The sequence below is a fragment of the Weizmannia acidilactici genome, assembly GCF_008974185.1.
GTDB lineage: Bacteria > Bacillota > Bacilli > Bacillales > Bacillaceae_C > Weizmannia > Weizmannia acidilactici.
Window position 1 is genome coordinate 13,180 of the sequence record NZ_BKZP01000023.1, and the last position, 22,879, is coordinate 36,058.

At 46.5% G+C, this 22,879-nt stretch carries 19 protein-coding genes and 3 pseudogenes; 2 read left to right on the forward strand and 20 right to left on the reverse strand.

Going from position 1 to position 22,879, the window contains the following annotated elements; translation table 11 throughout:
- Positions 1 to 38 precede the first annotated feature (38 nt).
- From BpJC4_RS10740 to BpJC4_RS10760, 5 genes are all read right to left on the reverse strand, one after another.
- A complete protein-coding gene (locus BpJC4_RS10740) occupies positions 39 to 743 on the reverse strand; it encodes an ABC transporter ATP-binding protein (protein ID WP_151680883.1) in 705 nt (234 codons plus the stop codon).
- 16 nt (positions 744 to 759) lie between these two features.
- Complete coding sequence (locus tag BpJC4_RS10745; protein ID WP_151680882.1) at positions 760 to 1,536, reverse strand: ABC transporter ATP-binding protein; 777 nt, start codon at positions 1,534 to 1,536, stop codon at positions 760 to 762.
- A gap of 13 nt (positions 1,537 to 1,549) precedes the next feature.
- A complete protein-coding gene (locus BpJC4_RS10750; RefSeq protein ID WP_151680881.1) occupies positions 1,550 to 2,830 on the reverse strand; it encodes an ABC transporter permease subunit in 1,281 nt (426 codons plus the stop codon).
- 9 nt (positions 2,831 to 2,839) lie between these two features.
- On the reverse strand, positions 2,840 to 3,826 hold the full coding sequence (locus BpJC4_RS10755; protein WP_151680880.1) for a branched-chain amino acid ABC transporter permease: 987 nt from the start codon (positions 3,824 to 3,826) through the stop codon (positions 2,840 to 2,842).
- A gap of 63 nt (positions 3,827 to 3,889) precedes the next feature.
- Positions 3,890 to 5,083: a branched-chain amino acid ABC transporter substrate-binding protein gene (locus tag BpJC4_RS10760; RefSeq protein WP_151680879.1), complete on the reverse strand. Its 1,194-nt coding sequence runs from the start codon at positions 5,081 to 5,083 to the stop codon at positions 3,890 to 3,892.
- A gap of 567 nt (positions 5,084 to 5,650) precedes the next feature.
- On the opposite strand from BpJC4_RS10760, the pseudogene BpJC4_RS16605 reads away from it, so the two are divergent.
- A pseudogene (locus BpJC4_RS16605) lies at positions 5,651 to 6,316 on the forward strand (transposase); the annotation flags it as partial.
- Positions 6,317 to 6,377: 61 nt separating this feature from the next.
- Here BpJC4_RS16605 and BpJC4_RS10770 read toward each other — a convergent pair.
- The 6 genes and pseudogenes from BpJC4_RS10770 to BpJC4_RS10795 form a co-directional block, all read right to left on the reverse strand.
- Entirely contained in the window at positions 6,378 to 7,562 is a 1,185-nt protein-coding gene (locus tag BpJC4_RS10770) for a DHH family phosphoesterase (RefSeq protein ID WP_151680877.1), read from the reverse strand.
- A gap of 153 nt (positions 7,563 to 7,715) precedes the next feature.
- Positions 7,716 to 8,405, reverse strand: a complete 690-nt coding sequence (gene rpiA / locus BpJC4_RS10775; RefSeq protein WP_151680876.1) for a ribose-5-phosphate isomerase RpiA — start codon at positions 8,403 to 8,405, stop codon at positions 7,716 to 7,718.
- 107 nt (positions 8,406 to 8,512) lie between these two features.
- Positions 8,513 to 10,209: pseudogene (locus BpJC4_RS17130) on the reverse strand (DUF6044 family protein).
- Between the two features lie 150 nt (positions 10,210 to 10,359).
- Positions 10,360 to 11,190 (reverse strand): C39 family peptidase, encoded by an 831-nt coding sequence (locus BpJC4_RS10785; RefSeq protein WP_253693699.1) that lies wholly within the window; start codon positions 11,188 to 11,190, stop codon positions 10,360 to 10,362.
- A 79-nt stretch (positions 11,191 to 11,269) separates the two neighbouring features.
- The gene (locus tag BpJC4_RS10790; protein WP_151680875.1) at positions 11,270 to 12,079 is read right to left on the reverse strand and encodes a YitT family protein; all 810 of its coding nucleotides are present in this window, start codon (positions 12,077 to 12,079) and stop codon (positions 11,270 to 11,272) included.
- A 133-nt stretch (positions 12,080 to 12,212) separates the two neighbouring features.
- Complete coding sequence (locus tag BpJC4_RS10795; RefSeq protein ID WP_151697887.1) at positions 12,213 to 12,377, reverse strand: Fur-regulated basic protein FbpA; 165 nt, start codon at positions 12,375 to 12,377, stop codon at positions 12,213 to 12,215.
- 241 nt (positions 12,378 to 12,618) lie between these two features.
- Here BpJC4_RS10795 and BpJC4_RS10800 point away from each other — a divergent pair, with 241 nt between their 5' ends.
- Complete coding sequence (locus tag BpJC4_RS10800; RefSeq protein ID WP_151680874.1) at positions 12,619 to 12,939, forward strand: MerR family transcriptional regulator; 321 nt, start codon at positions 12,619 to 12,621, stop codon at positions 12,937 to 12,939.
- Positions 12,940 to 12,989: 50 nt separating this feature from the next.
- On the opposite strand, the gene def is transcribed toward BpJC4_RS10800, so the two are convergent.
- From def to argF, 9 genes and pseudogenes are all read right to left on the reverse strand, one after another.
- On the reverse strand, positions 12,990 to 13,571 hold the full coding sequence (def, locus tag BpJC4_RS10805; protein WP_151697888.1) for a peptide deformylase: 582 nt from the start codon (positions 13,569 to 13,571) through the stop codon (positions 12,990 to 12,992).
- Positions 13,572 to 13,727: 156 nt separating this feature from the next.
- On the reverse strand, positions 13,728 to 14,936 hold the full coding sequence (locus BpJC4_RS10810) for an MFS transporter (RefSeq protein ID WP_151680872.1): 1,209 nt from the start codon (positions 14,934 to 14,936) through the stop codon (positions 13,728 to 13,730).
- 129 nt (positions 14,937 to 15,065) lie between these two features.
- Positions 15,066 to 15,254 carry a FeoB-associated Cys-rich membrane protein gene (locus BpJC4_RS10815; RefSeq protein WP_151680871.1) on the reverse strand — a complete coding sequence of 63 codons (189 nt, stop codon included), beginning with the start codon at positions 15,252 to 15,254 and terminating at the stop codon, positions 15,066 to 15,068.
- Between the two features lie 18 nt (positions 15,255 to 15,272).
- Positions 15,273 to 17,266 (reverse strand): annotated as a pseudogene (feoB, locus tag BpJC4_RS10820) (ferrous iron transport protein B).
- Positions 17,266 to 17,493, reverse strand: coding sequence for a FeoA family protein (locus tag BpJC4_RS10825; RefSeq protein WP_172967424.1), 228 nt, complete (start codon positions 17,491 to 17,493; stop codon positions 17,266 to 17,268). Before BpJC4_RS10825 ends, feoB begins: the two are co-directional and overlap by 1 nt.
- Positions 17,494 to 17,678: 185 nt before the next feature.
- Positions 17,679 to 18,863, reverse strand: a complete 1,185-nt coding sequence (locus BpJC4_RS10830; RefSeq protein ID WP_151697889.1) for an LL-diaminopimelate aminotransferase — start codon at positions 18,861 to 18,863, stop codon at positions 17,679 to 17,681.
- Positions 18,864 to 19,082: 219 nt separating this feature from the next.
- Positions 19,083 to 20,465, reverse strand: a complete 1,383-nt coding sequence (gene argH, locus BpJC4_RS10835) for an argininosuccinate lyase (protein ID WP_151697890.1) — start codon at positions 20,463 to 20,465, stop codon at positions 19,083 to 19,085.
- Positions 20,466 to 20,626: 161 nt separating this feature from the next.
- Complete coding sequence (locus BpJC4_RS10840) at positions 20,627 to 21,841, reverse strand: argininosuccinate synthase (RefSeq protein ID WP_151697891.1); 1,215 nt, start codon at positions 21,839 to 21,841, stop codon at positions 20,627 to 20,629.
- A gap of 74 nt (positions 21,842 to 21,915) precedes the next feature.
- A complete protein-coding gene (gene argF / locus BpJC4_RS10845; RefSeq protein ID WP_151680865.1) occupies positions 21,916 to 22,866 on the reverse strand; it encodes an ornithine carbamoyltransferase in 951 nt (316 codons plus the stop codon).
- Positions 22,867 to 22,879: the final 13 nt, after the last annotated feature.

Genomic DNA, 22,879 nt, shown 5'->3' on the forward strand with positions numbered 1-22,879 from the left:
CGGGCCCTTGATATTATCATAAAATTTAAAACTGCCCCTTAAGCAAGATAAGCTTCCTGTACTTGCTCATTCACCATTAATTCTTTCCCCACCCCTTCCAGGACGATTTCCCCGGTTTGGATGACATAGCCGCGGTCAGCTATTTGCAGCGCCTGGTACGCATTTTGTTCGACCAGCAAAATCGTCATGCCTTCTTGATTGAGTTCGGAAATAATCTCAAAAATTTGTTCGACAACGATCGGCGCGAGCCCCATTGAAGGTTCGTCCAGCATCAGAAGTTTCGGCCTACCCATCAAGGCCCGGCCGATGGCTAGCATTTGCTGTTCGCCCCCGCTCATCGTCCCGCCTTTTTGGTCGAGCCTTTCTTTCAACTTCGGAAAATATGAAAACACACGCTCCATTCTCTCTTCAATCGTCCTTTTCTGCTTCACTGCAAAAGCCCCGATCAAAAGATTTTCTTTTACGGTCAGTTTCGGGAAAATCCTCCTGCCCTCCGGCACATGCGCGATCCCCAATCGGGACGTTTGATGGGGCGGCAGGTTGGCAATATTTTGACCGCCGTATGTGATGCTGCCGTTTACTTTTACCTGGCCGCTGATCGATTTCAATGTCGTGGATTTCCCGGCCCCGTTGCTCCCGATCAGCGTAACGATCTCCCCTTCGGTCACCGCCATGCTGATTCCTTTTAATGCCTGAATCCCACCGTAGTTTGCCTTCACATTTTCCAGTACCAACAAAGGCATGGCTTCCCCTCCTTCCTTATGCATAAGCCAATGCGCCTTTACCGAGGTACGCTTCTATGACTCTTGGATTGTTTCTGATTTCAACCGGTTTCCCTTCGGCAATGTTTTCTCCGTGGTCAAGCACAGCAATATGGTTCGAAATTTCCATCACAAGCTTCATATCGTGTTCAATTAAGATAATCGTCAAATCTTTTTCCCCGCACATATTCCGGATTAAATCCGTCAGTTCCTTTGTTTCTTTCGGATTCATGCCCGCCGCCGGTTCATCGAGCAGCAGCAGTTTCGGTTTTACGGCCAAGGCGCGGGCAATTTCAAGCCGCCGCTGCGCCCCGTACGGGAGATTCGTGGCCGGTTCATTCAGCAAGCCGTCGAGCCCGACATACTGGAGCAGTTCAAATGCCTCCATTTGCGCCGCTTCTTCTTCACGCCGCGTTCCCGGCAGCTGGAAGACGGCTCCGAAAAAATTGCTTTTTAAACGGCTATGCATGCCGATCAAAACATTTTCCATCACGGACAGGCTGCCGAATAAGCGGATATTCTGAAATGTCCGGGCAATCCCTTTTCTGGCGACGGCGTGCGGCTTAAGACCGGTAATCGGTTCCCCGTTTAATAAAATATCGCCTGCGCTCGGCTTATAGACACCTGTGACCATGTTGAAAAGCGTTGTTTTGCCGGCACCATTCGGACCGATGACAGCGGTAATGGAATTTTTGGGGACATTTAAATTAACATTGGAGACTGCGGCCAGGCCACCGAAATTTTTCGTCAGCCCTTTGATTTCAAGCAAATTCATATATCTCCCCCGCTTAACCTTTATTCGTTTCGCCTGCCGCCGGAACAGCATCCATGCTGTGCGTCCTGCGGGCAAGCTTTTCAAGATCATAATGCATATTTTTTGCCGGCAACAGGCCTTTTGAACGGTATAATGCGAACACAATCAACAAAAGGCCGAAAATAAACCTTTGCATTTTGGCAGGCGACAAGGCATCCGGAATTTTCAACACCCCGCTCATGCTCAATTGGTTGAGCCAGTTTGTGACTTCCGTCAGCACCTGCAGATTTAAAATCGTAATGATGGATGCCCCTAAAATGACACCTGGGACGCTTCCCATCCCCCCTAAAAGCACCATGACGAGGATCGTGGTGGACTCCAAATACGTAAAACTGGTCGGATCGACAAATGCTTGTTTTGCCGCAAACACTACGCCCATCGCCCCGGAAAAAGAGGCGCCGATGGCAAATGCGGCAAGCTTCGTTTTGACAAGCGGTATGCCCATCGCCTGCGCCGCAATTTCGTTCTCCCTTACCGCTTTCCATGCCCGCCCCATTTTAGAACGTTCCAGCCGGCGGACCATATAGATCACAATCAAAAGGAGCACAAGCACAACATAATAAAACTGGCTCGGATAGATAAAGCGGATGCCGAAAAGTTCAGGCGGCGCAATAGAGGAAATGCCCATTGCCCCGTTCGTGATATTGATGGGCTTATCCAAATTATTGAAAACAATCCGGACAATTTCCCCGAACCCGAGCGTCACCATCGCCAGGTAATCCCCTTTCACACGCAGCACCGGAATTCCAAGCAACACGCCGAATAAAGCGCCGAAAAGGCAGCCGATCAAAATAAACATCCAAAAACTGGCGCCCGATAAAGGATAGTGCCCGAACGGCATAAAATGCGATGCCTGGGAAGTTGTAAAAATCCCGTACGTATAAGCGCCCAATGCAAAAAAGGCAATAAAACCCAAATCCAGGAGCCCCGCCATCCCGACCACAATATTCAGCCCTAGCGCCATCGCAACATAAATGCCTACCATAACCGCCACATCCATATAGGATTGGTAAGACTGCCCATGGCTAGCGGCAAACGGCAAAACCACCCCGAGAATGACAAGTGCAGCCGCCCATTTCACTTTGTCCGGGAATTGGAGAAAATATAGAATCAACAAAGAAGCAAGCAGCAGCAAAAACGAAACAATTGATTTCTGCGACAAATAAATCCCAATTGATGTCACGATAACGTATAAAAGAAAAAGCCCTCCGGATAAAGATTTGTTTGCAACAAATGCAATCCAATATTTTCCCACTTTTTCCACCTACACTTTCTCTGCGGCTGCTTTTCCGAATAAGCCTTCCGGTTTAAAAATGAGCACAATGATTAACAGAATAAATGCAAAAACATCTTTGTACTCGGAACCGAATACGCCGCCGGTCAGCCCGGAAAGGTTGGCGGCCGCAAACATTTCAATCAAACCGAGGATGAGTCCCCCGGCCATGGAGCCGCGTATGTTTCCGATTCCGCCGAGCACTGCTGCGGTAAATGCTTTTATCCCAAGCGTATAGCCGATATAAGGGTCTATTGTGCCGTACTGGACGGCAAACAGAACGCCCGTCGCTCCCCCGAGTGCAGATCCGATAAAAAACGTAATGGCAATGACTTTATTGACATTTACGCTCATCAAGGAGGCTGTTTCCCGGTCCTGGGCGACCGCCCGCATCGCCATTCCCCATTTTGTCCGGTTGACAAAGATGTCGAGCACCGCAAGCATCACAATGGATACGAGCAATACGACGAGGAAGGAGCTTTTCAGCGTCGCGTCATGAAATTCCGGCCATAAAGATGATGCTTTAATATGGATTTGCCCATTGAAAAGATTAGGCCCGTTGATAATGTAGGTTCCTTTCTTCAACTCGGCGATAAAGCGGACAATGTCCTGAAGCAGGAAAGAAATCCCGATCGCCGTAATCAACGTGATCAGTTTCGGCGCATTTCTAAGCGGCCTGTAAGCCACCCGCTCAATGCCGATCCCCAAAACCCCCGTGCAGATGCTTGCCGCAATGATGGCCAGAAGCAGGATCAAGATTGCCGGCAGAGTATGGATCCATCCCTGGCCGGTAAACAAAAAGAGCAGGGATGTGCCGATAAAAGCCCCTGTCATGAAAATTTCACCATGGGCAAAATTAATTAGTTCCAAAATGCCGTAAACCATCGTGTACCCGATGGCGACAACGGCATAAATTGCACCGAGTGTAAGGCCGTCTATAAGCACCTGCGGCAATGTACCGATCAAATCCGTCAGCATTTCCCCACGTCCTTTCATTTGAATGAGCGGAAGGGCTCCCGCTGCACGCCCTTCCGTCTGTTTTTATTTGCTGATTTCGCCTTCCTGTTCGGCAGGGTAAGCCGCTTTATTGAACTTATAAATAAATACTTTTGCGTATTTGTTGTCGCCTTTTGAATCGAAGTCGACTTCCGTGACAACACCTTTGTAATCTTTAATGGCGCGGACGGCGTCTCTGACCTGCTCGCGGGTTGGGATTTTTCCGCCATTAGCTTTAATGGCGTTTTCCAGACCTTTCAGCATGACGCCCATCGCATCATACGCATAAGCGGAATAAGATTCAACATTTTTCCTGAATTTGTTTTTGTAATTTTCTGCGAATTTTTTCCCTTCCGATGTTTTCGAGACATCTCCAGCGACTGATGTCAAATACGTATTTTTTACGGCACCCCCCGCAATATCTACATATGTGGAAGAATCAAGGCCGTCTCCGCCCATGATCGGCACGTCAATGCCTTTCGCCCTAGCTTGTTTCACAATCAAGCCGCCTTCAGCGTACAAACCGCCAAAATAAACAAGATCCGGCTTTGCCGATGAAACGGAATTGAGCACCCCGTTAAAATCTTTTTCCCCGACCGTGATGCTTTCATAACCGACAATTTTTGCCCCAAGCTTCTCGGCGGCAGCTTTAAAGGCATCGGCAAGCCCCTGCCCGTATGCCGTTTTGTCCTGGATGACAAAAATTTTCTTTGCTTTTAACGTTTTCACGGCGTAAGAGGCGCCGGCCGGACCCTGGAAGTCATCGCGGGCGCATACCCTGTTCACCGTTTTTAAATTGCGGTCGGTCACTTCAGTCGCCGTGCTGGCAGGAGAAATCATCGGAATCGCATATTTTTCATACACTTCGGAAGCCGGAATGGAAACGCCAGAATTCAAATGCCCAATTACTCCGAAAACCTGGTCATCTGACCCGATCAATTGGGCATTGGACACGCCTTTTTTCGGGTCGCCCTGGTCGTCATACGGGACAAGCTGCAGCTTAAAGCCCATTTTTTTAAATTTTGCCTGTTGTTCTTCCAATGCTAACTGTGCCCCGAGCTTAATGGCTTCCCCCAATGTTGCACTTCCGCCCGAGAGCGGGGACTGTGTGGCGATTTTAATCACTTGCATACTGCCGCCGGACGCATTGCTCTTACTGCTGTACTGCGAACATGCCCCGAGCAAACTTACCGCGAGCACGGCCGCCAAGCCGAATGACCATAATTTTTTTGACTTCATTCTTTTCCCCCATTCTTCTGTTTTCTTTTTGTAAAACCGGCAAACGATGTAAACAATCACCTCCGTTGTCTAGGCTAAAATGCTTATCAAAAGTATAAAACATGGCCAATAAAATCATCAGTAATGTTGTCAGTTTTACTCACGTTATTTTTTGAATTTTTTTATTTGAAATTATTTTCTTTACGTGTTATGTTCCAATGTTGATGATCGCGAAATCCGCTCACTTTCCGCACACCGTCGCGAGCCTCCTTGTTCGATGCCTTAGCACAAGGGGTCTCTTCTTGCCCGATAATCCCGCAGATATCAGAAATTAACGATAATCAACAATAAAATTTAACAGAGCCTTCCATAAAAAAACCTTCAAAAGACATTTCAACTCATCGAAGAAATGATTGAATTAGATGAGGAAACATTGAAAGAAATGAAAGCTCCGGCTGAACATGTAAGTGCAAAACAGCTGGAGAAGATTGCCGAAAAGGTGGAGCAAAAGTCAAAGAAGCTGAAACAGACGCAGAGCAGGAAGAAGACAAGGAACTGAAGAAAGAGAAAAAGGCAGTCTATCGGTCGAAACGAAAAATTTACAAGAAACTCAAAGAAGACTACTTACCGCGGCTGAAAAAGTATGAAGCCCGATTGGAAATTTTTGGAGACCGGAACAGTTATTCCAAAACAGATCATAATGCCACCTTTATGCGGATGAAAGAAGATCATATGAAAAACGGCCAGCTGAAACCGGGTTACAATGTCCAAATTGGAACGGAAGACCAGTTTATTCTTGGATACACTATACACCAGAGGCCAACTGATACAAGATGCTTTGTTCCGCATTTGGAGAAGCTGAAAGCATCCGGCCTGCCTAAGCCAAAACGGATCATTGCGGATGCAGGTTATGGCGGGGAAGCCAACTATTTGTATGCGCATGAGGAAGAGTTCGAAGCATTGATTCCCTACAATACTATGAGAAAAGAAGAGACGCGGGCTTACAAAAAAGATATCCGAAATGTTTCTAACTGGGAATATCGTGAAAAAGACGAGCAAATCTACGCTCGAAGGAAAATCGAGGTAGAAAACGTGTTCGGTCATATCAAAGGCAATCGGTCGTTCCGCAGATTTTCTCTGCGGGGGCTTGAGAAAGTAAATATCGAATTCGGGCTGGTTGCCATCGCCCACAATCTTCTGAAACAGGCGGAAAAGAACCGCCTGTTTCAGAAAGAAGAAAAACCGTCGAGAAAATTATTTTCTCAACGGTTTTTCTTGTTTAAGAAGGGGCCTTTTGGGACAGCCTCAGCCCGCTTCATGCGCCGCTATCTATCCGGCGCTTTTTTTCCATGTACTCTATATACACATCATCCTGAACAAGCCAGGCCTGGAACTGTCGCTTTACAAATTTTTCTGCGTCTTCAAAATCGGAAAAAGACGGGGACTGTTTTAACCCTTTTGCTTCAATGACCCAGCCTTTTTGGACGTCTTTATATACGAAGAACGGTTCCCCGCACCGGTTTTGGTATAAGCAGCCGGCCTCCTGCCCTTTTATGTTCGCTTGGTTGTGGGCGAAATCGCGCTTTAATGGTTCGGACTTAAAAGTTTCCTCCACGAAATGCCGGAAAGCCTCAGCCGTCAGCATTGCGCCCGATGCTTTCCGGTGACCGCCACCATCGTATTTTTTCGCAATTTCCGATACATCGACATGGTCATGGATCGTCCTGAAGCTGATTCTTTTTTTCCCGACCATTATAATCGCAATATAATCCAAATGCGGATATTCTTTCGCGAGCTCATTCCCAAGTTCGGAATGGTGCGATTCGGCATGGACAACGCCGGCATAATAGCCGTCAATCACGGCTTGGTAAACTTCCCGCTTCTTGCCGTTAATGTACCGCGCAATTTTTTTCTCTTCCAGGTCTAAAATTTTCTCCTCGAGATCGTCAAAAGAAAATGAGCCACTATGGGTCAGCTTATGTAACAATATTTCTTCAAATTCTTCAACCGTATACATATAAAAAAGGTCATTTAATTTTTTTGCCTGGACGTTTTGGTTTTTTTCCCATTCCCATGTATCCATCTGCCTGACGAGCTCGACAAATTGATCCACGGCGTCGTCCGGCCTGAGCTTCCCTTTGGCTTTCAAATACCGGTAAAATAATGAAGTGGCGCTTGCCAGCTTTCCGTCTTCCTCCACCTGGACGGACGCCCATGCATAAGCATTTAAATGGAGCGCGCTTTTATGGTGGTCGATGAGTTTCGCTTTCCCTCCCTGCAGGACATACGCATCAATCAACTCCGCATTTTGTTCATTGACGGATAAATCGGTGATCCACAACATCTCTTCTTTTTTCTCTTTCTTTAAAAAAGCTTCCACCTGCGGATTGATCCCGGACACTGAATTGTACTGGATTTCGATGTTTTTCCCGAATGCGAGCCTGGCCAAAACGCCGCAGCCAAGGCCGTCCAAGTCGTTATGCGTTAACAATCGATACATCTGTTCTTCCTCCGAACTTTGGATTGAGCATATATGATAACATGTTGTTCAGGCTGAAAACGCGCCTTGCTGCGAAACAGCCGGAGAAAACGGAACCGAAAAGGGATCGGACTTGCGTTTCCCTTTCTGTTCCATTTTACGTTTACCCAAAAATCAGGATCTGTTACCCGTTTCCCGCGGTTTTTCCCGCATGCTTACGCTTTCGCCGTCCCCGACGACAACAAGGTCGCATGTGCCGAGAAACAGGCCGTGCTCGACAACGCCGGTGAGCCCGTCAAGCCATTTCCCGAGCGCTACCATGTCCCCGGCATGCCCGGCACGGATATCGACAATATAATGCCCGCCGTCCGTTTGGAACGGTTGCCCGTTTTTCATGCGGAGAACAGGCCTGAAGCCTTTTTCCTCAAAAATTTTCATGATTTGTTTCCAACCGAATGGGATGACTTCGACCGGCAGCGGGTAAGCGCCGAGTTTTTCGACCTGCTTGCTGTGATCGACCACCCATATATTTTTTTTCGATGCATTTGCCACCAGTTTTTCAAACAGCAAAGCTCCCCCGCCACCTTTAATGCCGTTTAAGGCGGGATCGACTTCATCCGCGCCGTCAATGGTCAAGTCGATTGTATCTGTGTCGTTCAGGTCGGCCAGCGGAATGCCGCATCCGCGGGCAAGTACCGCTGTCGCCTGCGATGTCGGAACACCCGTAATTTTCAGGCCGTTTTGCACCCGTTCCCCTATTTTTCTGATCGTATAATAAACGGTTGAACCGGTTCCAAGCCCGATGGTCATGCCATCTTCCACGAATTCCGCCGCTTTTTCCCCGGCTGTTTTTTTTTCGTTCATCCTTTCTCCACCTGCCTTTACCTTGATTGTATTACAGACCAGGTGAATAATAAAGGAAAGCGCAGGAAGTTGCAATAATGGGATTTATTTTATAATGTGCCAATATTTTACATGGCTTTGTAGACATATATTTTCCACACCGTGTCCTTGTCCGAAAATGCACGCAAAAATTGTAGCCGATTTTCCGCGGGCATTTCGATCGGCACCGCCGAAAAGATGAATTCCCCGCCCATTTTTTTAAAAGCGGTCGTATCGAGCTGCAAATGGGAAAGCTTTTCCCCGGAATTTTTTTGGAACATATAATGTTTGCCGAGTTCATCCGTAAACATATAGCAGCGCCCGCTCCATTCATCAAAATACTGTTTAATTGCCCGGTTTTTTTCCAGTTCGCGCGCAATAATATTTCTGAACTTGTGTTTATAGGAAAGCGGGTAGAAGTTATTGTATGAATCAAGCGTGTAAAAACCGTTATACTGTGCGATTGCCGGGTGGAGGCCGATGCTTGCCACGCGATAACTTGCTTTCGGCCTACCGATATAGTCATCAATCTTTTGGAATAGCGTTTCGGCATAAAACTGGTTGGGCGTCGGTTTCGAATGGTACACCAATTCATCATTAGAGATAAAAAGAATGATGATCTGCCCTGCGATAAAGGCAGCGGCCGTTTTTTTCCAGAATCCCCAATGCTGCACTAAAATTTTTAAGCTAAGGCCGAACAGTACATAAATGACAAGCGGGCGAAAAAAATGAAAACGTGCGAAGTTAAACGTATTGAGAAAATGGACTTTTTCGGTTAACGGCAGCCAACCTTTATAAAACCAAAACTCATACCAGACCGACAGCAAAAAATTAAGGATAAACAAGCTTACAAATGTGCTTTCCCTTTTCCAGAGCTTATTTTTTAAAACAATCCAAAACGCAAGCAGCGTAAAAGGTAAAATGATAAAGCCATGCACCGTAAGGACATGGGTATGCCCGAGCACATAATTTTTAAATGAAAGCCTGACGGAATGCCAAAACGAAAGGCGCGCATGGATATATTCATCGCGGCTGTTCGGAACAGCCGCAAACAAAAATGAATAGACAAGCCGATACTCAACCGCCAAAAAATGGCGGACATGTAAAGAATAGCGGCAAAAAAGCGGAAATTCCAGCCCTTTCCCCTGATTCCGCCCCAAAACCACAGCAGAAACATTGCGGATAAGAAAAAGAAAAAGCCGAGGACGATACTGCTGTAAAACGGAATCAGTGTCAGGATGAGGCGTTCTTTCCACGTGATGTTTTTGCCTGCGCGGATATTAAGAAAAGCCCATAATGCAAGCGGCATGCCGAGCGTGCTCAGCATGCCGGACGGCCAAAACGGCGTAAGCGAAAAAGCGAGCGCGCATCCGGCACAAACCGGCTGGTACGCACTGTCGCGCAAAAAATGCGTTTTTAACAACGCGTACATGCCGATAAAGGCAAAAATTCTTGTGATCGTCTGGCTAATGGCATAGGCGGTCATCGGAGGAAACAGGGCGTAAAGCCAGACAATCAGGCTGAATTCAGACGCGAACGCATTGCGCGGGATCCAGTTCATCACCTGGGGAATCCTCGCATCAAGCGGTCTAAACATTTTTCCGCTTTCGGCCAGTACTTTATATCAGGCAATATTAGAATCGAGGTTATCATGCACGCGGATATGGGCATCGCCCCCTAAAATGTAAAGCGGCGACAAATATAGAATGATGACAGCAAAACAAACAGCCAAAAGGCCGGTCTCACTTTGTAAAATACGCAAATCGGCAGATCCCTCTCTCCTCATTTGAACCTGTCCATAATATAACCGGAAATTTCCGCCATTATGCAAAAACTGAAATTGTTTTAGAAAATCGCGAAAATCCGCCGGGAAAATGGTTTTATCCCGGCGGGTTTCTTATTTAAAAGGGCTTTGGGACATCTCCATGCAAAATGTTCAACGGATCACAATCGCCTGGCTTCCCATTTGCTCCCATGCTTTTACAAAAGTGTTTCGATCCAGTTCTTTATTTTTTGTGCCATACGGATCATTTACAAAAATATGGTCGTCGTCGTACCCAGTAATAACAACACTGTGTTCGCTGTATGTAATTTTAATTTTGCCCTGGGGCGTGTCCCAAGTCTGGAAATTCGAAACCGGCGCAAAATATGTATTGATGATGACCCATACCGGATGCCCTTCCGCAATATTTTGAATGACTTTTGAAAAAGGCTGTCCCGTGAAATCATGCGCTTTGCTGCCGGCATATTTTTTGGCAAGGTCAAAAACCGGCCCGTGATACACGCCAAGCCCCGGCCCGTTTTCCATATTGCCGACAAAACCGACATTTGGATTGCCATGCTTGCCGTTTTCATATGTAAGCGGCACACGCTTCACCTCGTTCGCCAATTCATTTTTCGTCACGTTGTAGCCGTTATCCTGCAAAAGCATGGCAAGGCTTGTAATTTCACACCCGTTGTACAGGCGCGGCGCATCCATCTGGTTAATGAGCGGCACATCAAGCAATATTCTCCCGGATCTTGAATTTTTCTTTTCTTCCGAGTTGTTCGTTTTTTCTTTTTGCTCGGTCGTTTTGCCTGATGTTTTCTTGCTGCCGGATGAATTTTGCTTTTCTGTTTTCTGCTTGCTATTTTTTGAAGCACTTTGGCTCGATTCGCTTTTTATACTGTTTTTTGCGGTATTTTTACTCGAATAATATTGGTTAAAAACCAACAATAAAATAATCAATATGAGTGCTGCAAAAATAAGGCGCGGCAATTTATACATTTGCCCCTCCACCCACCTTTCAAAATCGCGAATGCCAGCAATATCAGTTTACGCCCCATTCCTTAAGAAAAGTTTAAAATCAATTCCGGTGGAAAGACCCGACCACTTCGGCGGTTTCCAAAATATTGACGAATGCCCCCGGATCGGTTTCGCGGACCAAATTTTTCACTTCCGTCAGCTCATAGCGCGTAATGACCATCAGCAATATTTTTCGGGAATCGCCGGAATATGCCCCTTTTCCATCCATCATTGTAATCCCGCGGTACACTTTTTCAAGCAGTCTCGTTTTCATTTCTTCGCCTTTAGATGTTATGATCATCAGCGTCAATTTAATATGTCTCGTATGGATGGCATCGATCACTTTTCCGCATGCAAATATCGCCACAAGCGTATTAAAGGCGGCATCCCAGCCGAACACGAACCCGGATGCGATGACGACCACGCCGTTTAAAGCCGACAGGATGGCGCCGAGCGGAAAATCTTTTTTCTTTGCGAGAAACATGGCAATAATATCAAACCCGCCCGAGGACCCGGAAGCCCTGAAAATCAGGCCGATGCCAAGGCCGGTAAAAATGCCGCCGAATAAAGAAGACAAAATCGGTTCAGAAGATATTTTTACAACCGGGAGCAAATACAGGCTTAAAGATAAAGAAATAACCGAAGAAACCGTCAACAACGTAAACTTTTTCCCGAGTTTAAAAACGGACAAAACAAGCAACGGCAGGTTCAGCACAAAATTTAACACCCCGGTGTTGACGGGGGTGATCAGGCCGAGCAGGATCGCAATCCCGCTTAAACCACTGCTTAATATTTTGTGCGGAATGAAAAAAAGATTGTACGCCGTGCCGACAATGACAGATCCCGCCACCACGATCAAAAAATTTTTCATCCTTTTTCTCCTTCTATCGAAAACATATGATCTTGAATCATTATATTGGTAAATAAATGAAAACTCAACTCCAAAAGAAGAAAAAATGGCCGGACAGAAGCGGTGAAGGGAGGGGTAGGGAGCGGCAATTGTTCTAGCGGATGTTATTTTCAAACGAATTGTGGTAAATTTTTTGTAATTCCAACAGCGGCAGCTCATACAGTTGGTATTTTCCGACTTTATAAATCCCTTTTTCTAAAAGTTTTTCAATATAATCATTTTTCCTTTCTTCCATATCGGAATACGTCATCATTTCCATCTGTCAACCCTCCTGAGAAACAATACATTTCTACCCCCGACCTGTTTATTTTAAACGTTTTGCCGCCAATAATGCGTGAGATGGAGATCGGAATAGATTGCAGGCGTTTTCTTCTGTGATGTATTCTTCCATCAGCAAAGGGAAGATCGGGATTTCTTGTTAGATTTCCTAACATAAGTATGGAACAATTAGATTTTTTGTTATATATTAATAAAAACACCTTACAAAGGGAGGGTACATAGTGGCTTCAAACGAATCATACCTCGATAAAAAAGTCATCTCGATCGGTACAGTTTGTGAATTGACAGGTTTAAGCGAAAGAAGGATCCGTTACTATGAAGAGAGAAAACTGATTTTTCCCGAGCGGACGAACCGGGGAATCCGAAAATATTCATTTTCCGATGTCGAACGGCTGATGGACATCGCAAACAAACGGGAAGAAGGCATCCAAACTGCAGAAATCCGCAAAGAATACATTAAACAGAAAAAATACAATGAACGGACAATGCGCGAAAAGGTGATCCGCGGCCAGCTGAATGCTTATTTCCATACAAGGGAATAACAGGATTTAAACAAAGCGGCAGCTGTGCAGGCTGCCGCTTTGTATGTCGCTTACTCATACAAGCTCCTGATATCCACATTTGTGGGAAGCGCAAATGGATTCTCTTTATTGATATGGTCGTAAAACATGATCCCGTTCAAATGGTCGATTTCATGCTGGAAAACAATAGCTGGGAAGCCTTTTAATTTGACCAGAACTTCATTCCCGTCCATATCGTAAGCTTTCACTTTGATCCTTTCGTGCCGGGGGACAAAGCCTTCCACTTTCCGGTCCACAGACAGGCACCCTTCCCCTTGCGGAAGATAGATCATCGAAACCGAATGGCTGATGATTTTCGGATTAAATAAGGTGTATTCCATTTCCCCGTCTTCATCTGAAATGTACACCGCGAACATGCGCTTATTCAACCCGATTTGATTTGCTGAAAGCCCGACGCCCGCGCGCAGGTTGTATTTGGCGGCGATTTCCGGGTTTTGACTGTTTTTTAAAAACTGCAGCATGCAGCGCAATTCCGCCTTGTCTTCCTCAGTCGGCGGCATCTGCACTTCATCGACCACTTTCCTTAAAATCGGGTCACCTTCCCTTACAATGTCATCCATTGTGATCATATAATCATCATTGAATTTGCTCATAACTCATCTGCCTTTTTCCTGAAATTCTTTTTAACGGCAGCATCGGGTACATTCGCCCTTTGCATTGATGGGATCCGGTGTGGTAAATACCGGAACATGTTTATCTTATCATATGGCGGAGAAAAAATCTAAAAACGCGGATGGAATGGCGCCAAGTCAGACCGTTTGCGTGCCTTTTTCTTTCGAATAGAAAAATAGATACAGGACAATTGAAACCACTACAGAACAAGCAGCTGTCATATAGATGGCATGATAACCGAACAGATGCCCGATTTGGCCGAACATCATCGCCCCGAATCCAATTCCGAGGTCAAAAAAGGAGAAAAAGGTCGCATTGGCCATTCCTTTACGGTTGTGCGGCGCCTTTTCAATGGCCCAGGCTTGAAGCGCAGGCTGGACGGAACCAAAACCGAATCCGTATAAAAATGCTGCAGAAAATAATACGAATGGATTCGGGAGCCACGACAATAACAGCATTGCAGCAACAATTAGCAGTGTTGACGGAACAAATACAGCTTTATGCCCTTTCCTGTCATACAATTTCCCGGCAAATGTCCTCGTCAGCATTAAAGCAAGCGCGTAGACCAGAAAATACCATTGGATACCGGAAATATGCTTTTCGGCAGTATAAAGCGGCAGGAATGACGCAATGCCACCAAAAGTGACAGTAATAAAAAACAACAGGAGCGACGGCTGTAGCGCCGTTTTTTCGTAAAAATCAAATCTTTTGCGCCCACTTTTTTCCGCTCCATGCTTTTCCGCTTTTTTATAGTGGATTCTAGTCGCCAGCAAAAAAGCGGCCAGGCCCAAAGCGGCACAAATGAGAAACAAATTCCGGAAAGGAAGCCTGTCTGCAATAAACAAGCCTAGTGACGGGCCAAAGGCAAGCGCGAGATTCCCAGATAAACCAAAATAGCCCATACCCTCCCCGCGCCTGCGCATCGGGATAATATCAGTGGCGATCGTTCCGGAGGCTGTTGTAGAAAAACCCCAGCCGACCCCCTGGACCACCCGCATCAATAATAAAAAAAGAATGCTTGCGGCAACCGAATAAGACCCGACGGATATGACAAAAATGGCAAGCCCCAACAGGTATACAAACCTTCTTCCCCTTGATTCCAGGGCATGGCCGGCGAATGGCCTTAACAATAGCGCCGAAAATGTAAAAATGCCGACCACAAACCCGATCAATTGATCATTTCCGCCAAGATGTTCAACGAAAAGCGGAATTGTCGGCAAAGTCATTTGAAAACCAAGAAAAACAAAAAAATTCGCAAAAAGAATGAGGACAAAATCTCGTGACCAAATTTTTTCTTTTCCGTATTCAAATTTTTGTTGGATACCGTTTACATCTGTTCCTTTCATGTGACTCCCCCCCATCATCCAATTTATTTAAATTAAGTGGCCTGCCCTTATTGTACACGAAACTCCTTCGTGATGCGAAATAGATTGCATAAAAAAACGGTCCCGCGTAAATGCCTGCGGGGCCTTTTTTTACCCTTTTACCGTCATTTTCGCTTTTGCATCCTGAGCCTCTCCGTGTGAAATACAGCAGTTTGCCTTTCCGCAGCTGTCTTTCAGAGCACAGGATGCGCACTGCCCTTCCCTGCTTTTTTTCATAAATCGGATCAACGTAAATGCTGCATAAGCAAATATGGCGATTCCTAATAGGATACTGAACATGTGAACATCCCTCCGTCTCTAGAAGCCGAGTAAACGGCCGCCCTGGTAAATGATAAACGAGACTACATAAGCAACGGTCAGCGCATAACCGATCGAAAAAAGCGTCACTTTCCCCGAACCGGTTTCTTTATGGACCATGGCCACTGTCGAAAGGCAAGGAATATATAATAGTATAAACACCATAAAACTGTAAGCCGTAAGCGGTGTAAACGCGTGTTGGATCACTTCTGCCAATGACGCGCCGCTTGGGACAAAATACAGCACATTCATCGTCGATACAACGACTTCTTTTGCCATGAAACCGGTCAGAAGTGCCGCAGCCGCCTGCCATGTCCCAAAACCGAGCGGTTGAAAGAGCGGCGCGAGATACTTGCAGATCAGCGCCATAAAACTTTTATCAACGGGAACGTCCAATCCGCCCGGCCCCGTATAGGAAATCAGCCAGATGACAACCGTCCCGCCGAAAATCAAAGTCCCCGCTTTGCGGACAAAGCCTTTTCCTTTGTCCCATGTGCCCCTGAAAAGGCTCCGTGCATTCGGCACACGGTACGGCGGCAGTTCAATGATAAACACGGAACCTTCTGTCTTCATTACCATTGAAAACACTTGGCAAGCACCAATGCAATGACGATACCGAGCAAATACAGCGACAGGACGACTAAAGCCTGGTATTTGTGAAAAAACGCCGAAACAAACAAACTATATACGGAAAGGCGTGCCGAGCACGACATGAGCGGCGTCAGGAGCGTCGTCAGCAGCCTTTCTTTCGGCTGTTCGATCGTCCTTGACGCCATCACGCCGGGAACATTGCAGCCAAAACCGATAATCAGCGGAATAAAGGCTCTCCCGTTCAGGCCGACTGCTTCCATCACCCGGTCCATCACCATTGCGACCCGCGCCATATACCCGGAATCCTCAATTAGCGATATAAAGAAAAACAATACGAAAATTTGTGGCACAAAAACAAGCACGCCGCCTACGCCCGCGACAATCCCGTTCAGGACGACGTCACGGATAAACTGGGTTGCGCCGGCTTTCGTTAAACCGGCTTCGATCCAATCGGTCAGCGGCCCCGAAAAGAACTTGTCGAGCAAATCGGATAACGGAGTCCCAAGCCAGTTAAACGTGATGCAGAACATCAAATACATCGTGCCAATAAAAATCGGGACGCCGAGAAATTTATTGGTGACCACCGCATCAATTTTCTCCGTCAACGTTTTTCTTTCTGAACCTGTTTGTTCAACGGCCGTTCCGATCAGCCGATCAATAAACTGCTGACGTTTTTTAAACATTTCCTGTTTCAACGAAGCATGCGGATTTTTCTCCCGTAGCCGGTTTTCAACTTCCGTGCAATAAGCCAAAAGTTCTGTTTTCAACGGACGGAATGCAGAGATAGAACGGATGACTTCGTTCCCTTCCAAAAATTGGAGGGCGAGCCAGCGTTTATTCAAGGATTTATAATCCGGAAGTATCCCCATAATGCGGGTTGCCGCTTCCTCTATCACATCCCCGTAATCAATGCGGAAGTCAGGCGCAACAGGCTTTTCTCTCATCCGCTCCGAGATCTCCCCGCACCCTTTTCCCGTCCGGGCTATAATCGGCACAACCGGAACGCCGAGCCCTTTCGAAAGGGATTTTTCATCTACCTTCATGCCGCGCGATTTCGCCACATCGATCATATTCAGGCCGATCAGGACGGGTTTTCCGTATTCCATCAATTGGATGGTCAAATGCAGATTTCTCGCAAGCTGGGAGGCATCGACAATATTTAAAATGGATGTAAATTCTTCTTCAATTAAAAAATTGGAAGCTACCGCTTCATCTTTGGAAAGCGGGTTCAATGCATAAATGCCGGGCAAATCGATTAACAGGCCAAGATTTTTCTTCAGCCGCCCAACCTTTTTCTCAACGGTGACCCCCGTCCAGTTCCCGACATATTCATAAGATCCCGTCAGTTCATTAAAAAGCGATGTCTTCCCTGTATTCGGATTGCCAAATAAAGCGACCTGCATTATGAACACTCCACTTGAATCCGCATTGCTTCTTTTTTGCGGATGCCGATGCACTGCCCGCAAACTTCAAGCAGGCACGGCCCCCCGAACGGCAATGCGCATTTATAACAAACTTCACGGCCTTCCAGCACACCTAAATCAAGAAGACGCCTTTGGATATTTTCGTCAATATGGGACAAATCTGTAATGATGCCTTTTTCTCCAGGCTTCAGTTCTGTTAAGACCATCACTGCTCCTCCCTGGCAACCAAGAATAGAGGTATTTTTATTGATAATGATTATCATTCCTACATAAAATATGATAACCGATTTATGCTGCGGCGTCTATCTCATTTTAAAGTTTTCATGAAAATTTTAAAATAATTATGTGATATATTTCACATAATGTTCATTGACAAATAAAAGCGGGGCCCTTAAAAGAGTCCCGCTTTTTGTTGTAACAGCACACCGCTTTCTTCGATTCTCCGGACAGCTTCCTTCAATGTATGTTCCTCATGGACGAGCGCAATTCTGACATATCCTTCACCGTGGCTGCCGAACGCAATGCCGGGCGTAACGACCACCCCTGCCCGGTCCATCAGTTCGTAAGTAAACGCAACAGATTGTTTGCCTTCCGGAATTTTTGCCCATAAAAACATCGTCGCATCCGATGGCCGGAGCTTCCACCCGATCTCCGCCGTGCGGGAAACAAACAAATCCCTTCTCTTTTCATAAAGAGCTGCATTTTCCCGTGCAAATTCCCTGCCGTTTGTTAAAGCAGCGGTCGCAGCCCTTTGGATCGGTTCAAAAATGCCGTAATCCATATGTGACTTCAATTGCGAAAACAGGCGGATCACTTCACGGTTTCCGGCCAAAAAGCCGATGCGGGCACCCGCCATATTGAAGCTTTTTGATAAGGAGTTGAATTCAACACCGACCTCTTTTGCCCCTTCGACGGAAAGGAAGCTAACCGGCTTTTTCCCGTTAAAGACGAGTTCACAGTAGGCAAAATCATGTGCCACTACGATATCGTATTTTTTCGCAAACCGGACGACTTCTTCAAAAAACGATTTTTTTGCCAAAACCGGAATCGGGTTGCCTGGAAAATTCAAAATCATCATTTTCGCTTTGCGGGCGATGTCTTCCGGTATTTTCGACAAGTCCGGCATAAATCCGTTTTCTTCAAGAAGCGGCATCGGGTAAGGCACTGCTTCCACCAGTTTCAACCCCGATTCATATGCCGTATAGCCAGGATCCGGGACAAGGATGATATCACCCGGATTGCAAAAGACGAGCGGAAGATGGACAATCCCGTCCTGTGATCCCATTAATTGGATGATTTCCGTTTCCGGATCAAGTTTCACCCCGAAACGTTCATAATAGCCGGCTGCAGCCTTGTAGAACGCTTCAATCCCCGAAATCGTATATCCGTATTGGTTCAGGTCGCCTGCATTCCGGATGATTTCGTCCATAACAAAAGCTGGCGGCGGTTGGTCCGGGCTGCCGATGCTTAAATCGATCATCCGGCATCCTTCTTTTACTTTTTTCTTTTTGTACGCAATGAGTTCATTGAAAATCAACGTCGGCAACTGGTTCATGCGCCTTGCAATTTCAACCAAGACCTTTTCCTCCCACTTTTTGACTCGCAAGATGTATGTACTGCCCTATACTCATGATGCAAAAGATTAAAACGCTTTACAATATTTTATTATATCAAACTTTTTCGCATCGTGTGCAGTCTATTGTATAACAGTTTAAAAGAAAATGGAGAATCCGGCAAGTCCCGGCAAGACGCCCGCCGGGTTTTCATAAAAATGCCGCCAACGTCAACCTGCATTTTAAAAACCGTTTTCCAATTGTTTTTCCGCCATTACAAGCTGCGCAGCCACTTGTTCATGCCCGGTTCCCCCGGTGCTGTTTCTTGCTTTTACAACATGTTCCGGTTTCAGCACTTCGAAAATATCTTTTTCAAAAAGCGGACTGAAGCGTTTATATTCATCGAGCGTCAAATCGAGCAGAAATTTATCATTTTGGATCGCATACAGCACAATCTGTCCGATGACGGCATGGGCTTCACGGAACGGAAGCCCTTTTTTCGCCAAATAATCGGCGATATCGGTTGCATTGGAGTAATCGTTTGAAACGGCTTTGAACATCTTCTCTTTATTGACTTTCATCGTTTCAATCATCAGTGCAAGCAGCTTGAGCGCCCCCTCGAGCGTATCAGCCGTATCAAAAATGCCTTCTTTATCTTCCTGCATGTCTTTGTTGTAAGCAAGCGGCAGCCCTTTTAATACAGTCAAAAGCCCGAGCAAGTGGCCGAATACCCTTCCCGTTTTACCGCGCAACAGTTCCGGCACATCCGGATTTTTCTTTTGCGGCATGATGCTCGACCCGGTGCAAAATGAATCATCCAGTTCAATAAACTGGAATTCCTGGCTGGACCAGATGACCATTTCTTCCGAAAGCCGCGAAATATGGGCCATTAAAATTGAAGCATTGGCTAAAAATTCGAGCACAAAATCGCGGTCGCTGACGGCATCCAAACTATTCGGGTATATCCGGCCAAATCCGAGCAGTTCACGCGTCCGCTCCCGGTCGATCGGGAAAGTCGTGCCGGCAAGCGCCCCCGCCCCGAGCGGCAGCCAGTCCGTCCGCTTCAGGCTGTCGGCAAATCTTTCTTTATCGCGCTCAAGCATCCAAAAATAAGCTAGCAGATGGTGGGCAAACAGCACCGGCTGCGCCCGCTGCAAATGTGTATAGCCCGGCATCATCGTTTCCGTATTGACTTTCGCCTGCACAAGCAGCGCTTCCTGGACATGCGTAATCAGACTGATCATTTCTTTTGTCGTTTTCCGCACATACAAATGCATGTCTGTGGCGACCTGGTCGTTGCGGCTCCGCCCGGTGTGCAGCTTGCCGCCGACAGGGCCGATTTCGTCAATCAACATTTTTTCGATATTCATATGGATGTCTTCGTTGTCAACTGAAAATTCCACTTCACCATTTTTGATTTTTTCGGCAATTTTTTCAAGCCCTTCTTTTATTTTTTCCGCATCTTCTTTCGGTAATATCCCGCATTCGCCGAGCATTTGGACATGGGCAAGGCTGCCTTCTATATCTTCAAACGCGAGCCGCTGATCGTATGCGATGGACGCGGTGTATTCCTCCACCAGCTTGTTCGTTTCTTTCGTAAAACGTCCGCCCCATAACTTTGACAATGTTTTTTCCTCCTGCCGTGATGATAGTAAAAAAATTAAAGGCTGCGCGGCAGACCGCCACAGCCTTATCATACTTATACCGGATTCAGTTCAGTGGTTGACTACGGAATCCGCTCTCTTTTTTCCGCTAATTTTATAGTCCACCGGCCATAAATTTTAGCTTATTTGTTCAACACTTTTCCGTTTGCCTGGATTTCGGCAAATACTTTTGTCGGCAGGCCCCAAAGTTTGATGAAACCGACCGCAGCATTATGGTCAAACGAGTCTCCTTTCAAATAAGTGGCAAGTTCTTCGTTGTACAGGCTGAACGGCGATTTGCGGGCGACAACGGTATGGGTACCTTTAAACAGTTTAATGCGGACCGTCCCCGTTACCGTCTTTTGCGTTTCTTCGACAAATGCATCGAGAGCCGCTTTCAAAGGCGAGTACCAGAGCCCTTCGTAAATGATTTTCGCCATATGCTGTTCTACAGTTGCTTTGAATTGCGTCACTTCACGCGGTAATGTCAAAAATTCCAGTTCTTTATGGGCGTTGATCAGTACAACTGCAGCCGGATTTTCATACACCTCGCGCGATTTGATCCCGACGAGGCGGTTTTCAATATGGTCGATTCGGCCGATGCCATGCTTGCCTGCAATCAGGTTCAGCTGTTCGATCATTTTAACAAGCCCCATCGCTTCGCCGTTTAATGCAACCGGCACGCCTTTTTCAAATGATATCTCGATGTATTCCGGCTCATCCGGCGTCATTTCAATCGGCGCTGTCCATTCAAAAGCCGCTTCCGGCGCTTCGTTCCACGGGTTTTCGAGCACGCCTGCTTCACATGCCCTTCCCCAAATGTTGGCGTCAATCGAAAACGGGTTGTCTAAATCAACCGGGATCGGAATATTGTTTTTCTCTGCATAGGCGATTTCCTCATCGCGCGTCATGCTCCATTCACGGACAGGCGCAACGACTTTCAACTTTGGATTTAACGCCTGGACGGACACTTCGAAACGGACCTGGTCATTTCCTTTCCCGGTGCAACCGTGCGCGACGGCAACCGCGCCTTCCTGCTCCGCCACATCGACAAGCAGCTTTGAAATAAGCGGGCGACTGATCGCCGAAGACAGCGGATATTTCCCTTCATATAAGGCATTCGCCTTTAAAGCCGGCAAAATATAATCTTTTGCGAGCATTTCTTTACCATCTATGATCACGGCTTTAACCGCACCGACATTCAATGCTTTATGGCGGATGGCGTTTAAATCCTTGCCTTCCCCGACATCTATCCCAAGGGCGATCACATCATACCCGTATTTTTCCTGGATCCATTTAATCGATACGGATGTATCCAAACCGCCTGAATATGCTAATACAATTTTTTCCTTCGCCATTATAGTTTCTCCCTGCCTTTTTTGCATAAATAATATTATATTTGAATTTTTATACACTCATTATAAACGAACGCTCAATAATTTTCCAGTAATTTTTTTAAAATGGCTTTATGGACATGCAGACGGTTTTCCGCCTCGTCAAAAACTATCGAATGCGGGCCGTCGATAATACCTTCCGCTACTTCTTCTCCGCGGTGGGCGGGCAGGCAGTGGAGGAAGAGAAAATCATCTTTTGCCAGTTTGCATAATGATTCATTGACCTGGTAGCCTTTCAAATCTTCCAGGCGCTTTTTTGCTTCCCCTTCCTGGCCCATGCTCGCCCAAACATCCGTAATGACGACATCCGCATTTTGAATCATCTCTTCCGGGTTTGTTCCGATCTCCACTTTGACGCCTTTTTGTCCGGCTTCATTTTTGGCGGCGGCAAGGATGTCCGGATCCGGGAAATACCCTTCTGGAGAAGCGACCGAAATATCAATATCCGTTTTCACAGCCCCTTCAAGCAGGGAATGGCACATATTGTTGTTGCCGTCCCCCAAATAGCAGATTTTCAGCCCTGCAAGTTTTCCTTTATATTCATAGATCGTCAATAGATCTGCGAGCACCTGGGTCGGATGGTGCAAGTCTGTCAGCCCGTTGATCACCGGGACATCTGCATATTTTGCAAACTCTTCCACCGTTTCGTGCCCGAACGTGCGAATCATCAGGGCGTCGACATAGCGGGATAAAACTTTTGCCGTATCATGGATCGTTTCCCCGCGCCCGAGCTGGATATCTTTAGAACTTAAAAACAAGGCATACCCGCCGAGCTGGAGCATGCCGGCTTCAAAAGATACACGGGTGCGCGTCGAAGATTTTTCAAAAATCATGCCGAGCACTTTCCCTTTTAAATAAGGGGTATCTTTCCCTGCTTTATGCGCTTTTTTTAAAGCGAGGGCTTCCTTCAGCCAATCATGGATTTCTTCCGTTGACAGCTGGCCGATCGTTAAAAAATCTTTTTTCTTCGTTCCGGTAGTCGTTGCCATTTCTTTTCTTCCC

Excerpts from the sequence above, each read along its gene's own strand:
- BpJC4_RS10740 (WP_151680883.1), bottom strand. The coding sequence starts at position 743 with ATGCCTTTGTTGGTACTGGAAAATGTGAAGGCAAACTACGGTGGGATT.
- BpJC4_RS10745 (WP_151680882.1), bottom strand. The coding sequence starts at position 1,536 with ATGAATTTGCTTGAAATCAAAGGGCTGACGAAAAATTTCGGTGGCCTG.
- BpJC4_RS10755 (WP_151680880.1), bottom strand. The coding sequence starts at position 3,826 with ATGCTGACGGATTTGATCGGTACATTGCCGCAGGTGCTTATAGACGGC.
- BpJC4_RS10760 (WP_151680879.1), bottom strand. The coding sequence starts at position 5,083 with ATGAAGTCAAAAAAATTATGGTCATTCGGCTTGGCGGCCGTGCTCGCG.
- BpJC4_RS10770 (WP_151680877.1), bottom strand. The coding sequence starts at position 7,562 with ATGTATCGATTGTTAACGCATAACGACTTGGACGGCCTTGGCTGCGGC.
- rpiA (WP_151680876.1), bottom strand. The coding sequence starts at position 8,405 with ATGAACGAAAAAAAAACAGCCGGGGAAAAAGCGGCGGAATTCGTGGAA.
- BpJC4_RS10785 (WP_253693699.1), bottom strand. The coding sequence starts at position 11,190 with ATGTATAAATTGCCGCGCCTTATTTTTGCAGCACTCATATTGATTATT.
- BpJC4_RS10790 (WP_151680875.1), bottom strand. The coding sequence starts at position 12,079 with ATGAAAAATTTTTTGATCGTGGTGGCGGGATCTGTCATTGTCGGCACG.
- BpJC4_RS10795 (WP_151697887.1), bottom strand. The coding sequence starts at position 12,377 with ATGGAAATGATGACGTATTCCGATATGGAAGAAAGGAAAAATGATTAT.
- def (WP_151697888.1), bottom strand. The coding sequence starts at position 13,571 with ATGAGCAAATTCAATGATGATTATATGATCACAATGGATGACATTGTA.
- BpJC4_RS10810 (WP_151680872.1), bottom strand. The coding sequence starts at position 14,936 with ATGAAAGGAACAGATGTAAACGGTATCCAACAAAAATTTGAATACGGA.
- BpJC4_RS10815 (WP_151680871.1), bottom strand. The coding sequence starts at position 15,254 with ATGTTCAGTATCCTATTAGGAATCGCCATATTTGCTTATGCAGCATTT.
- BpJC4_RS10825 (WP_172967424.1), bottom strand. The coding sequence starts at position 17,493 with ATGGTCTTAACAGAACTGAAGCCTGGAGAAAAAGGCATCATTACAGAT.
- BpJC4_RS10840 (WP_151697891.1), bottom strand. The coding sequence starts at position 21,841 with ATGGCGAAGGAAAAAATTGTATTAGCATATTCAGGCGGTTTGGATACA.
- argF (WP_151680865.1), bottom strand. The coding sequence starts at position 22,866 with ATGGCAACGACTACCGGAACGAAGAAAAAAGATTTTTTAACGATCGGC.